Source organism: Pseudoalteromonas sp. APC 3355 (genome assembly GCF_030407615.1).
Lineage (GTDB): Bacteria > Pseudomonadota > Gammaproteobacteria > Enterobacterales > Alteromonadaceae > Pseudoalteromonas > Pseudoalteromonas distincta.
Window position 1 is genome coordinate 608,493 of the sequence record NZ_JASDDB010000002.1, and the last position, 13,753, is coordinate 622,245.

The 13,753-nt window shown below is 39.5% G+C and carries 10 protein-coding genes and 1 other RNA gene; 4 read left to right on the forward strand and 7 right to left on the reverse strand.

Translation table 11 applies throughout. The annotated features are described in order from the left end of the window. Positions 1 to 3 precede the first annotated feature (3 nt). Positions 4 to 1,149: a patatin-like phospholipase family protein gene (locus QMA08_RS05955; RefSeq protein WP_002958292.1), complete on the reverse strand. Its 1,146-nt coding sequence runs from the start codon at positions 1,147 to 1,149 to the stop codon at positions 4 to 6. A 239-nt stretch (positions 1,150 to 1,388) separates the two neighbouring features. On the opposite strand from QMA08_RS05955, the gene QMA08_RS05960 reads away from it, so the two are divergent. From QMA08_RS05960 to QMA08_RS05970, 3 genes are all read left to right on the forward strand, one after another. Further along, positions 1,389 to 2,264 (forward strand): DUF3014 domain-containing protein, encoded by an 876-nt coding sequence (locus QMA08_RS05960; RefSeq protein WP_290173924.1) that lies wholly within the window; start codon positions 1,389 to 1,391, stop codon positions 2,262 to 2,264. 139 nt (positions 2,265 to 2,403) lie between these two features. Further along, an RNA gene (gene ffs / locus QMA08_RS05965) (signal recognition particle sRNA small type) lies at positions 2,404 to 2,500 on the forward strand. A 677-nt stretch (positions 2,501 to 3,177) separates the two neighbouring features. After that, positions 3,178 to 5,937, forward strand: a complete 2,760-nt coding sequence (locus QMA08_RS05970; protein WP_290173926.1) for a response regulator — start codon at positions 3,178 to 3,180, stop codon at positions 5,935 to 5,937. A 26-nt stretch (positions 5,938 to 5,963) separates the two neighbouring features. Here the strand turns inward: QMA08_RS05970 and QMA08_RS05975 are convergent, their stop codons facing one another. Both QMA08_RS05975 and zigA read right to left on the reverse strand, forming a co-directional pair. Further along, positions 5,964 to 6,653, reverse strand: coding sequence for a DUF1826 domain-containing protein (locus QMA08_RS05975; RefSeq protein ID WP_024594779.1), 690 nt, complete (start codon positions 6,651 to 6,653; stop codon positions 5,964 to 5,966). After that, a complete protein-coding gene (gene zigA / locus QMA08_RS05980; protein WP_290173928.1) occupies positions 6,653 to 7,852 on the reverse strand; it encodes a zinc metallochaperone GTPase ZigA in 1,200 nt (399 codons plus the stop codon). The genes QMA08_RS05975 and zigA overlap by 1 nt, the downstream gene beginning before the upstream one ends. A gap of 223 nt (positions 7,853 to 8,075) precedes the next feature. Between zigA and QMA08_RS05985 the strand changes: the two genes are divergently transcribed. Continuing rightward, positions 8,076 to 10,211, forward strand: a complete 2,136-nt coding sequence (locus QMA08_RS05985) for a TonB-dependent siderophore receptor (RefSeq protein ID WP_290173930.1) — start codon at positions 8,076 to 8,078, stop codon at positions 10,209 to 10,211. 34 nt (positions 10,212 to 10,245) lie between these two features. On the opposite strand, the gene QMA08_RS05990 is transcribed toward QMA08_RS05985, so the two are convergent. The 4 genes from QMA08_RS05990 to QMA08_RS06005 form a co-directional block, all read right to left on the reverse strand. Then, positions 10,246 to 11,340, reverse strand: a complete 1,095-nt coding sequence (locus tag QMA08_RS05990; protein ID WP_290173932.1) for a mechanosensitive ion channel family protein — start codon at positions 11,338 to 11,340, stop codon at positions 10,246 to 10,248. A 94-nt stretch (positions 11,341 to 11,434) separates the two neighbouring features. After that, positions 11,435 to 11,836: a DUF6691 family protein gene (locus QMA08_RS05995; protein ID WP_002958285.1), complete on the reverse strand. Its 402-nt coding sequence runs from the start codon at positions 11,834 to 11,836 to the stop codon at positions 11,435 to 11,437. 3 nt (positions 11,837 to 11,839) lie between these two features. Continuing rightward, positions 11,840 to 12,253 (reverse strand): YeeE/YedE thiosulfate transporter family protein, encoded by a 414-nt coding sequence (locus QMA08_RS06000; protein ID WP_021032090.1) that lies wholly within the window; start codon positions 12,251 to 12,253, stop codon positions 11,840 to 11,842. Positions 12,254 to 12,255: 2 nt separating this feature from the next. Beyond that, on the reverse strand, positions 12,256 to 13,515 hold the full coding sequence (locus tag QMA08_RS06005) for an outer membrane protein transport protein (protein ID WP_290173936.1): 1,260 nt from the start codon (positions 13,513 to 13,515) through the stop codon (positions 12,256 to 12,258). Positions 13,516 to 13,753 lie beyond the last annotated feature (238 nt).

A 13,753-nucleotide genomic window follows, 5' to 3' on the forward strand; every position in this document is an offset into this window, starting at 1 on the left:
AGCTTAATCTAGTTCTAAAAACTTGCGTATCTCCGGTAATTTTTTCATACCGTCTTCATAACCAATTTGCATTAAATGTTGGGTGTAGCGTTTTTCAAACAATAGATAACTGGTTAAGCTCGATTGCGAATGTTTTTTAACACCTATGGTACGTAGCAATACTTTAATAGCCCAAGGCATATCGTCGTAATACTGTGCTGCAATAGCATTAAAGTTTTGCGATGGGTTAATTACAAAGGTATCTATTTGTTTAAGTTCTTGATGTTTGTCACGCGCGGGTAATAGCCCTAATGTTCGGTTAACACGAGCCAAACGCTCTAAATCCGATTGCATAGTGTCGGTAAATACACTGTCTAGTAAATGCCCCGCAACAGCAGAGAGTCCAGGATAATGTGGCGAATAACCCGGCGGGTGTAATTCTTTAGGTTGATCGACCCCAATAATAAATATTTTTTCAGCGCCTAAATGAATCGACGGACTCAGCGGAGAAAGTTGATGTATAGAGCCATCACCAAAGTAATGGTTATAAATATTTACACTTGGAAACACCATAGGAATGGCACTTGATGCCATTAAGTGCTCAACATTAATACGAGTTGCGCGGCCTTCGCGTTTAGCACGTTGCCACGATGTTTGCGTATTAGATTGAAAAAATGCAACCGAGTCACCCGTTGTATAACTTGAGGCTGTAATAGACAGCGCATCTAAATAATTACGGTGTAAATTGCGCTCAATGCGGTGTAAATCTAAAATCTCGTTTAATAAACTACGCAGAGGGCGGTTATTTAGTAAGCTCGCTGGTGGGTGGTTAATATGCTCTGACTGAAAGCTCGTTAAGATATTGCGAGCAATATGACCAAACACGCTTAAAAAGTCACTTTTATAGACCATAGAGGTTGAAAAGTTTTTCCAAACTGATTCGAGCTTTCGTACAGCCAAATGCGCACAAGAAGCGTAACATGCCAATGCAGCAGAGTTAATAGCGCCAGCGGAGGTGCCATTTATTACTCTAAATGGCAATGGAGCAGTACGAGGCATACTATGAGCTAGCGCTTTTAGCACACCGACTTGATAAGCAGCTCGTGCGCCACCACCTGTAAGTAATAAGGCAGTTTTAGGTTTTTGTGGGTCAACTTGCTTGATTTTCATATTGGTGGTTAAACTGTTCTACGTCTTTACTTTATTTATTAACTGTAAGTCTTTAAGCTAGAAGAATCAAAGGATAACTGCCCTAATGCTTATTACATTATTTAATCACCCAATTTAGTAGGTAACTTACTTTGCTATAATTGCCGTATTATAAAATGTCATAGTATTTGTGTAAGAATGAATTTAATCCACTTAGCGTACTCTAAGTGATATCGCATTTTAATTTTTATGGAGTTCGTATGTCAGATAAACCAGAAGCATCAGATGTTCAAAAACGTCCACCTAATAACAATATTCTTTTCGCCGTTATTATTTTAATAGTCGTAGCATGTGCGGCTGCCTTCGTATTGCTCACACCAAGTGACGAGCAAGAAACACGCACTGAGGTAGAGCCCGCAGTTAAAGAGCAACCTATGATGGAGCTTAAACCCGAGAACGACCCAGTGGTAGACGCGCCATCTGTAATGCCAGAAAAACCAGCCGAGCTTGAAGTACCAGTACAAAGCCCGAGCGAGCCGGAGCCTGAAGTGGAGCCACTACCAACACTTAACGAAAGTGATACAGTTGTGGTTGCTAAAATGGATGAGTACCTAAGCGACTCAGTAATGAGCCTAATGGTGACCGACGATGTAATTCGCCGTGGTGTTGTATTTGTAGATAACCTAGCTAAAGGTAAGGTAGCTAAAAAGCACACGCCTGTTGTACAGCCAGAAGAGAAATTTAGCGTTAATGAAGGGGATATCCTCACAATTAACCCTAACAGCTACGAGCGTTATACCCCGTATGTGAAAATATTTACCAGTATGAGTGCAGCGCAAGCCGTTCGCATGTACGAAGAGTACAAGCCACTTATAAATAATGCATACAGTGAAATTGGTTATGGAGATGATGAGTTTAATCAAACGCTAACCGATGCAATCGATTTATTACTTGATACGCCAGAGCCTGAAGGTGACTTGCCGTTACTTCGCGATTCAGTGACGTATCAGTATGCGTTTTCGGAGTGGGAGCAATTACCTGCTGCGCAAAAACAGCTTTTACGTATGGGTCCAGAAAACATGAAAAAAGTAAAAGCAGCACTTCGTAATATAAAAGCGCAGTTAGAGAACAATTAATACGCACTAAAACAGCTAAATACGTCGCGATTGTATATGAAGTATGCAATCGCACTTTCTTTTTAGATTATCCCTTGAATAACAGAGCAAAAGTAGAGATAATCCTTCCCGCGCCAACCAAGGCCCTCAATGGTAGTCTTATTGGTCCTCTCGCAACACTAGCAGGCGAACCTGGTCAGGCCCGGAAGGGAGCAGCCACAGTTTGTGACGTGTGTGCCGAGATGTGGCTGGTAAGACTGCCACCCAAATTCCTCATTTGGGTGTTGTTTGAAGTATAAGTTGACATATTTGTACTAAAAGATTGCATAAACCAGAAGCATAAGATGACATAATTTAGCATTAACCAAATTGTTAAATGGCTCACTCATATTTGCACTTCGGCTTTTTGCCTTTTCCAATAACTTGATAAAGGCTACCACTGACTGTTTTGATTAGCTGGTTCTGAGGTGATATTTCCACTATTCTTGATGTGCTAATATAATCGCTTGTTGCGAATCGGTACGTCATGTCATCGACATAGATATCCCATAAAATTTATCCAATCATTTTCTTCACCATCAAAAATTGAAACTTAAGGGTGTTTAAGTCTTAATGAGAAATATCTATTTCTACTAAATTAATCGGAATTTTTTAGCATTAAAAAACTGGCTTTGGTATCAGGAGCTTTTAATTTAAGAAAACCAGTCACTTTATGCCATTTTATGATTCAACTCTATGCCAACTTATACTTCAAGCAACATTGGGTGTATATCGCTAACTCCTTAATTTTTATATTTTTTCACTAAATTAATCCATAATACCTAATAGTTTCCAGCTCCTTTTCTCGCTAGACAACTTTTAACTTGTACGCAATAATGTAGCAATTATATTAATTTAACACTGCGTGTTAACAAAGTACTCTAGGGTTGAAGTAATGCCTCAAAGAAGTAAGTGGACACTCGCTGTTTTATTAGGGTTGCTAGGGGGTTTAGTTAACCTCTCGCCGTTATATTTTTTCGACAGTTCTGAGTTTTTATTTGGGCAAGTATTTGTATTATGTAGCTTAGTGTTTATTGGGCTGCGTTATGCGTGCTTAAGCCTTGCGATTGTATCTGGCTTTTTACTTTATAGGTGGGGGCATTGCTGGCCGAGTATTGTTTATTTACTCGAGCTTTTTTGGCTTTACACTTCTTGTTTACGCCGCTCTAAACCCATACTCCCTCTTGGTACTGTTTTTTGGCTGTTAGTTGGTTTACCTATAATTTGGGGAATAGGGCAGTTTCTTATTGGTCTGCCATGGTTAACGCTAGTTGTTGCAATATCAAAGTACCTCATAAATGCGTTAATTAGCTTAGCTTTAGTTGATTTATTTAGTGTATTTGTACCCCACGCCAGCCGTGCCTATCAGGGCAGGCCTCTTGCTCGCATTCTTAGCTATGTTGTAAGCGTTATTATTATATTGGTTATACTGCTTACCAGTGTAATTTTAGTGAACGATCACCACTCTCGGTTAGAGTATGAGGTAGACGCCCAGCTTGAAGAAAAAGCCAAATATATAAGCACTCAATTAAGTGATTATTTAACGTTTCATAAAAATGCCATTGTAATGAGTAGCGACGCCATAAGCGCGGGCACAGATAGTGAGCAGCAGTTAAAAAGGCTAATGAATCTATTTCCAGGGTTTGCTACAAGCTTGTATGCAAATCCTAGCGGCTACGTCGAAATAACGTCGCCTAATAACCTTATAGCGGGGTTAACTAAGGCGCAGCGTAATGTCACTGATCGCGAGTACTTTAATCAGGCTAAGCAATATCCTCTCGGTTATAGCGGTGGTGTGTTTCAAGGGCGAGGGCTTGGCAATGAAGCCATTGTTGCGCTGTCGGCACCTATTTATCGTGATGGTGAGTTTTTCGGCGTAGTAGAGGGGTCGTTAAAGCTTGGACGATTAGAGCAGTTTATTCCTAATTTATTTGAAAATACTGGCGAGTTAGTTGTACTGGATGATAAACAAAAAGTGGTTTTTAGCTCGCTTGAGCAGTTTAAAATATTAACCGACTTTAACGAAGATGGTTTTAATACGCGTAATATGGGCGATAAAAATTTATTTCGCTCCAATAATAATGAGGTTTACCATAGTTCTAGATATGTTAATCCGCAGAGCAAATGGCAAGTAATCACTTTTTATAATCGTAAACATTTGAGTATGGCTGTAGCCAAAGCATGGCTGCCAAGTATCTTGCTAGGCGCTATGCTAATTATTATGGTGGTGCTGTTTGTACGCCAACTTGCAAACTTATTAGTGCAGCCAATTAGTGGTTTAACTAATTTAATGCAAAGCTTTAATAAATCAAAAAAACATACTTTTAATACAGATTCAAGTTGGCAAGAAGTATTGCAACTACAACAGCAGTTTGAAATGCTAGCCACTGCGCTGCAGCACTCAATAGAAAACCTACAAGCGTCAAATATAAAAAACCAAGACCTAAACAAACAACTCAGTGAGTTTAACCAGCAGCTAGAAAAACAAGTTGCTGAGCAAACTAACAAGCTTAAGCAAGCAGTAGAGCGTGCTAATTTAGCTAATGTGGCTAAATCGCAGTTTTTAGCAAATATGAGTCATGAACTACGCACCCCAATGAACGGTATTTTGGGCATGGGTGAAGTATTGCTGCGTGATAGTTCGTTAACCGACGAGCAAAGAGATCTTTTAGATACGCAACAAAAAAGTGCTCAAAACTTATTAAAAATCTTAAACGATATTTTAGATTTTTCTAAAATTGAGGCTAATGCAATGCAAATTAGCCCGCGCCCAACAAACTTAGCGCCGTTTATCGAAAATATTAAATCGTTGTTTTCACCCATTGTAAGCTCTGACGATGTGCAGTTTATAGTTCAGTGTAGTAACACCTTGCCAGATTGTATTAACGTAGATGATTTACGCTTAAGCCAAGTTATTATTAATTTATTATCTAACGCGTATAAGTTTACTGAGCGCGGGTTTGTGCGTTTATCGTTTGATTACAGTGGCCAGCAATTATTTGTGAGTGTGTCTGATAGCGGCATAGGCATAGAAAAAGATCAGCAATCGTTATTGTTTATCGAGTTTACACAAGCTGATGTAGGTGTTGCACGTAAATACGGTGGTACCGGGCTTGGTTTGGCCATTAGCCAAGGGTTAATTAAAAAAATGCAGGGTGAAATATCTTTAAATAGTCAGCCCGGTAAAGGCAGCATGCTTAAGTTTTACATTAATGCGCCTAAAGCTGAGTTTATAAAGCCCACAGCCGCAGTACAGTCGCAATCAGTACCTAACCTTGGTAGCAAAAAATTACTCTTAGTGGAAGATAACCCCATAAACCGCCAAGTAATTGCAAAAATGTTAGAGCCAACTCATGTACAACTTACAATGGCTAACGATGGAATTGAAGCGTTAAAAGTGCTTAAGGGTAATACCTTTGACTTAATTTTAATGGACTGCCAAATGCCAAATATGGATGGTTACGAATGTACCCAAACCATACGTGCTAACGAAGCAAACACTAAGGCACATGTGCCCATTATTGCAATTACCGCTAATGCCTACGAAGACGATAAACAGCGCTGTTTAAGTGTAGGTATGGATGACTTTGTATCTAAACCTGTAAATACACAAGGTTTGTACGAAGTAATCGCTAGGGTGATAAACGCGCACTAGCTTAGCGTTTATCACCACAACAAATTTTAGATAAAATCGAGCGTAAGTAATAAGCGTTGCTCGTTTGCAGCCACCGCTGGTGAGCGATGTACAAGCCCTGCACCTTCGTTTTCATCCCAGTACTCGCCTTTAAGCAGGGCAACATCACCTTGCTTGAGTTGATTAATATTATTTAGGCTTTTAAATAAGCCAGACTCTTCATCGGGTTTACCTAAATTACCAGTACCTAGCTTTGAGCGGTTTACATCGCTGTGATTTAACCACTGCGTAGCAACACCTTGATAGGTAGTAACTAGCCGGCACGGAATTTTGTCTACATGAAAACGCGGGCACATGGGTTTATCTAATATTTTTAGCCTTAAACCGGCGCGTTTTAAATCAAACAGGCAGCAAAACATTTCAACCAACAGTGCGATATCTTCACACAGCGCTTTAACTTCATCGCGGTTATTATCTTCTGGCTTAAGCGTTTTTATTAATTGATCAAACGCATCATCGGGCGATACCGCAAGCTCTAGTGGCTTTAAAGCATTTGCGCTAATGAGAGTATTAACTGCATTTGTTAATGTTTGCTCAAGGTCTCTTTGCCAAATAACAATGTTAGTGTCTTGGTTATAAATTTGTGGCAATACATCGGCGTCACACTCTTTAGCTGCTTTTCGGTACAGCGGTTCCGCAGGCTTTATTTGCGCAGTTATTGGGGCTAGGGCATTCATTACTCTTCCTCCCAAATAGGAAACGGGTCGTTATAGGTTCTCCAAAAGTCCTTTCCCTTAAGTACCGCATCTTCTGGTAGTAGGCAGTCATCAAGCGCTTTAATCATCGCTTGTTTATTTAATGATTGACCAATAAACACAAGCTCTTGGCGCATGTCACCAAAGGGTTCTACCCATTTATTATTTATGTCAGCAAGCAGTTCAGGCTCTGTAGGCCAGTCTTTTTGGGGGATAGCTTTAAAAAACATACCAGCAAATCCGTAATGAGCTATACCGCCTGCTTGGCTCCACTGCGCGCAAAATAAAGGGCGTGTTGCTAACCAAAAATACCCTTTTGATCGAATAAGTTTGCCAAATTGTTCGGTGCTATGAAGAAAGTTATAAAACTTTTCTGGGTCAAATGGGCGGCGCGCAGTGTAATTAAAGCTGCTAATACCATACTCTTCAGTCTCGGGAATATGTTCACCACGCATTTCTTTAAGCCACCCCGGTGCTTGTTGGGCACGTTCAAAATTAAATAAACCGGTGTTTAGCACTTCGTTAATATTAATATGGCCGTTTGAAATAGGAATAATGTTAGCTTGAGTATTAAGCGTATTTAAAATGGCAGTGAGTTTATTTAATTCATCGTTTGTAATTAAATCAGTTTTACTAATTAAGATTACATCGGCAAATTCAACTTGGTCAACAAGTAGGTCGGCTACGCTTCGCTCGTCGTCTTTTCCTAACGATTCGCCAGTATCTTGTAAATCATTTGCTTGTTCGTAGTCGTTTAAAAAGTTAACGGCATCAACCACCGTTACCATAGTATCAAGGGTGGCAATATCACCCAGTGAGACGCCATTTTCATCGGAAAATGTGAAGGTTTCGGCTACAGGTAATGGCTCAGAAATACCGGTTGATTCAATAACGAGGTAATCAAAACGCCCATCTTTGGCAAGTTTGCCCACTTCAACAAGTAAGTCTTCTCGTAGGGTGCAGCAAATACAACCGTTGCTCATTTCAACGAGCTTTTCGTTACTGTGATTGAGCGATACATCGTTTTTAATAGTGGCTGCATCGATATTTATATCGCTCATATCGTTAACTATAACAGCCACTTTTTTACCTTGTCTGTTATTAAGAATATGGCTAAGTACAGTGGTTTTACCAGCCCCCAAAAAACCTGATAACACTGTGACGGGCAGTTTATTTATCATTTAATAATCTTACTAAATTACAATTAAAGGTATGTTATATTATATCAATTCCGTATTCCAGTAATGCTAATTAATTTTTTTAATGCTGAGCTGCAAATTTAGTGTGTTACTCAAAAACTCTTCATTCGAAAAATAAGGATGAATATGAAATTATTTACATTGCACATGTTAATGATAGTCGTTATCATTCGCAGCGTTTTATAAACCTCTTCTTTGGATCAATATGTTTAACCAAAAATATTTGGCGCTCAGTATTGCTGCGTCTTTTTCTGCTTTTTCTAATGTGGCATTTGCCGAGCAAAATAACGATATTGAAAAAATAGAAGTAACTGGCCGTGCCCAGCAATTTTACCTAGAAACCGAAAGTAAAATTGGTACCAAAACTAATTTAGATCTTATTAAGCTTCCGCAATCGGCTCAGGTGTTAACCGAGCAACTTATTATTGACCAAGCCGCGCGCGACATTACCGATTTATACCGCTCTATTGCGGGTGTGAGTGAATACAGCTACTCAGGTGTAACTTTTCGTGGTTTTAGAGATGACGCCAATGTATTTTATGATGGTGTGCGTGGCGACCCATATTCGGGCTTTGGTGTACCGCAGTTATTTAATGTTGAACGTGTTGAAGTATTAAAAGGGCCTGCCTCTGCTTTGTATGGCGGGGGCGAACCTGGTGGGATGATTAATTACGTAACCAAAAAGCCAAGCTACACACAAAAACGCGAACTAAAGCTTACTTTGGGTAACTACAACACCCGTGGTGCATCACTCGATATGACAGGTGGTTTAAGCGATACAATGGCTTATAGATTGGGTGGTTACTATGAAGAGCAAGACAGCTTTCGTAACAATGCAGACTCAAAAAACACCGAGCTGACAGGCGGATTGTTATTTGATTTAACAGATTCAACAACCTTAACCACAAGTGTTGACTACATTAAACAAGACCTAGGCGGAAACCGCTTACGTGGCGTACCGGTAGATGACAACGGTAACTTTTTAGTTGACCCAAGTTATAACGCCAATGAGACGTTTGATTATCAAAATATGGAAGCTTTGGTGCTTCAAGCAGAACTTAGCCATTATTTTAATGATGATTTTTCGTTAAGTACTACGTTTCGTTACATGGATAACGAGCGAGACCAAGCCTACCATGAGTCGCAAAGCTGGGTAGATGTAAATGGTGATGGCGTTGCCAATATTGACGATGAAACGATTAAGCGTGAATACCGTAAGCAATTTCGTGCCAATAAAGAGGCAAGTGTAACCACCGACTTTGTTTATAACTTTGGACAAGGACAATTAACCCATCAGTTTTTATTTGGTGGTGATTACCACACCGTTGATACCGAATATGACTACTTTCGTGCTCGATATGAGGCCGATGGCGTCGCTAATTTAAATATTTTTAATTTAAACTACGGTGAAACCGATCCAAGTACTTATAACCTTACCGACATGAACCGCGATGGCGTTGATACCGACCGATTTGGTGTATACGCGCAAGACGTAATTAGCATAGGCGAGCAGTGGACAATAATTGCAGGTTTGCGCTATGACCATTTTAAAGAGTTTAATCAAGAAACTGGTTTTAGTTACTCAGATAACGACATAACGCCGCGTGTTGCTGTTACTTATCAGCCAGTAGAAAACACATCGGTATATATTAATTACTCAGAGAGCTTTAACCCTACATCATCAGCGGACCAAGAAGATGTAGCAGGCGAAGGTAATTTAGAACCAGAAACCGGCAAGCAAACCGAGCTAGGTATGAAAAACCAATGGCTCGACGGCAAAATAATGAGCACCTTTGCAATTTACCAAATTAATAAAGAAAACGTGGTAATGAGCAACCCTGACGATACGGGAGCGGGGGATGGCATTGCTGCACTTTTAAATATAGGTGAAGTAGAAAGCCGAGGATTTGAAACAACTTTAGTCGGTGATTTATCAGCGCACTGGACCGTAACGGCTAACTACGCATACAACGATACACAAGTGGTAGACGGCGTAACGGGTGATACGCTTTCAAATACATTTGGAGATGGTTCGCGCTTTGCTAATGCACCACGCCACCAGGCAGGTTTATGGACTCGCTACGCTATTGATTCAATTGACTCATCAATTGCATTTGGTGCAAATTACGTAAGTGAGCAACTGAGTACCAGTGGTCAAAAAGTAAAACCATTTACCGTATTTGATATGAGCTGGACGAGTCGTTTTGACGACGTATTACTGAGTGTAAATATTAATAACCTGTTTGATAAAGAATATGCTGTAAGTGGATTTAGTGAACGAAATGGCCATTTTCCTGGCAGCCCTCGTGAAATTATTGGGCAAATAACCTACAAGTTTTAATACTTATTAGCGCGAGAGTTACTCGCGCTTTTTTTTAAGTGTCGCCTTGCACCTTTTTATCACTATTAAATTTAGCAGCTTCTTGAGTCGTGTTAATAGCCGTAATAGGGAAGGGGATTACAATACCTTCTTTTTTATAGCGTTTATGCAGGGCTTTTATAAAAGCAGATTTAACCCAAAAGCGATTAAAGTATTCTTTAGCTCTAAGCATTACCGTAAAGTTAATGCTTGATCTATCAAAGGTATGAAAAACCACAAAGGTATTGTAATCATCAACGCCCCATTCGTGTGAAATAAGTATTTCACGAGCCACTTCGAGTGTTACTTGCTCAACAAATTCTAAATCTGAATTGTAATGCACGCTTATATCAACAGGTACGCTTAGCTCTTTTTCAGGGTAAAAGTAATTAATAATACGCGATTTAGATAATTGGCTATTAGGTATAATAATCATATTGTTGGGTAGCATTTTAACCCATGTAGATCGCCAGCCTATATGATCAACAAAGCCTTGCTCCTTAGATTCAAGCTCAATAAAATCACCCACCCTTATAGGTTTATCTATTACTAGCTGCACGCCAGAAAAAAAGTTTTCAAGGGTAGGTTGCAAAGCAAGGGCAACAGCTAGTGATGTAATACCTAACGAGGCAATAATAGGTGTAATAGAAATACCTAACGTGCCCATTAATACCAGTAATCCCACTGACGATAATGTAACGCGTATCACGCCTTTAATTATGCTTTTTGAATTAAAAACCACGGCAGATTGTTTACCATAGTAATTAATAGTGCCAATAATAAAGCGGTCTAAAAACATAATAAGTGCAAGCAGCGCTAATACAATATTAATGCTATTAAAAGGGAGCTGTTGAGAAATAGAAGTACTAATAATGAAAGTGTCGTGCTCTAAAATGGTGAGTAGCACAATAATTGTGCACAGTGTTAGCGGCTTAGATATTGACTCTATTAGTAAAGTATCGAATATAAATTTGGTTTTTGAAGTCCATTTTTTTAGCCAGTACATTACAAAAAAACGAATTAAAAACAGTAGTATAGCTATAAGTAAAAGGGAGGACGCTGCGCCTAACCAAGGTGTGTTGTTAGAAAATTCCAGCGCTTTATTTAGCATAACTTAAACCTGTTCAATATAGTTTTATATGTTGCAGCAAGTTATGTACCTTTGTTTGGGTAAAGTAGCTGCCGAGTTTAGTCGGCAGCAAATATTATACTTTTTTGGCTAACCACATACCGCCTAGCACGGCTGCAAAAAATAATAAAAACTCCATTTTAAGAGATACCAATTGAACCAAACCCGGGCCTGGGCATATACCACTTAAACCCCAGCCTAAACCAAAAAGTACCGAGCCGATAATTAAGCGCGCATCAATTTTTTTTAAATCACTTAAATTAAACGTTCCTGAAAGAAGTGGCTTCTCTTTTTTTGCAACCCATAACCATGTAAGCATCATTATTAGCATGGCAACAGCCATCACTATAATTAAGCTTGCGTCCCATTGGTTTCCATAAGTAAGAAAGTTAATCACTTTAGCGGGGTTTGTCATCCCGCTAATAATAAGTCCTAAGCCAAATATAAAGCCTATAACAACCATCATAATTGCTTTCATTATTTATCCTACAAGGTTTGCTGTAATGAAGGCGACAAGCATAAATGTGCATGTTGCAACCCAAGAGCGAGTAGAAAAGCGCGACATGCCGCACACACCATGGCCACTTGTGCACCCATTAGCTAACGTTGTACCAGCGCCAACTAAAAGCCCTGCAACAACAATAAGCCAAGGCGGTAATTGCAATTCGCCTTCTAATAAAGAAGGCGCAAATACCCTTACAGCCACTCCTGCCAACAACAACCCTAAAATAAAGTATAACTGCCAACGAGAGTCTGAATTTGCTTTAGCGAATACAGATTTAACAATGCCTGATATACCCGCAATTTTTCCGTATAAAACCAGTAATAACGTACACGCTATACCTATTAATGCCCCGCCTATTGCAGCCGATACTGGGGTGAATTCTGTTATCATTTTTAAATTTCCCAAACAATAGAAACGCCTAAACCGGTTTGTTTCATTTCGATTGATAATTGTTGATTAGGCGCTAAGTAGTTAGCACCCGTTACTTTTTTTGCTGGCGAATAAAAAACCATAGCGTTTAATTGTACCTTGTTGGTAAAAGAATGGCTAAGGCCAGTTGTAAAATGCCACTCTTGAACACCCGGCGCTAAAATATTTAATATAACTTGAGAAGAAGGAATCGGTTGCTCGGTATAAGACACCCCAAAACGAATTTTTTGTTGCGATGTACGCTGCCACTGATAGCCAAGCTTATAAATAGTCATATCGTTCCAGCCAAACCCAGCTCCTGCATCAGCCCCTAAAGGCGCTGACATCAAGTTATTAACTGGATTTGCAATACTTTTTACTTCGCTGTAATTTATTTTTTGCCAATCAAATACAACTTGATTACTTGGGGTAAGCTTATAGGCAGCACCAAGTTGAAACGAACTTGGCAGATCAAATCCGCCTTGCTCTGCAAACAAACCTTTATAGCTATCAAACTCTTGCATAGACACTGAAGAGCGGTAACTCGCCCCCCAGCTTAATGACGAATTTATATCTTGGCTAATACCTAGTTGAATGCCTAAGCCTGTGCTTGTATCGGTGCCATTATTTGTGAGCGCTTCTGGTGATTGCGAAAAAGGAGCAAAGTTTCCAAGCCCTTGCGCTTCAAACTGTTGCACCACGTAAATAGGGGATACACCAAGGCGTGTTTGTTCATTCAACTCATAGCTTACTGTTGGGCTAATAAAGAGTTGTTTTAAATCAACGCCCGTCGTACCAGCGTAAAAAGTCCCCTCAGGAGAGGATTCTGCGCCGTACTCGGTATTCATACCGCCGTTGCCATACACTAATAAGCCAATATTTACTTTTTCATTTAATTGATGGCCAATAGCAAACTCTGGAATTGCAAATACAGTGTTGTCGCTTTTTTGTGTTTTTGCTTCAAGATAAAATGCGCCAGGGTAAAAAGTATCTACTTTTGATGCAGTATATTTTCGTTCAGGTGAAAAAAGCTCTAAGCCCAGAGATAGCTCTGTTCCGTTAGGTAAAAAGGTTGCTGGATTATTAGCACCAGACATTAACTCTTCTGACAGCGCTACACCTGCGCCAGCCATGCCTTTGTGGGTCATGCCATAGCCGTGAGTAAAATAACCATTAGTAGCAAATGCACTGAACGAACCTAACGTACACGTTAAAGCTAAGCCTGAAATTAACTGTTTTTTCATTTTAGTAAATACATAAAGTTGGAATGGGCGGACAATAGCTAATTTTTGATATTCTAAAAAGGAATTTAAATAGATTAGTTATAATAAAAGGTAATACGGCAATGGTTATAAAGTTAAAATAAATGAGCGTATATTGCTATTCAGCCTTAACTTAAGTTAAAAGTTTCGCTAACGTATTGAGCTGTAGTGATATTTAAGTATGCAATCGGTAGCTATAAACTTTGGTAGTAAAAGCTTG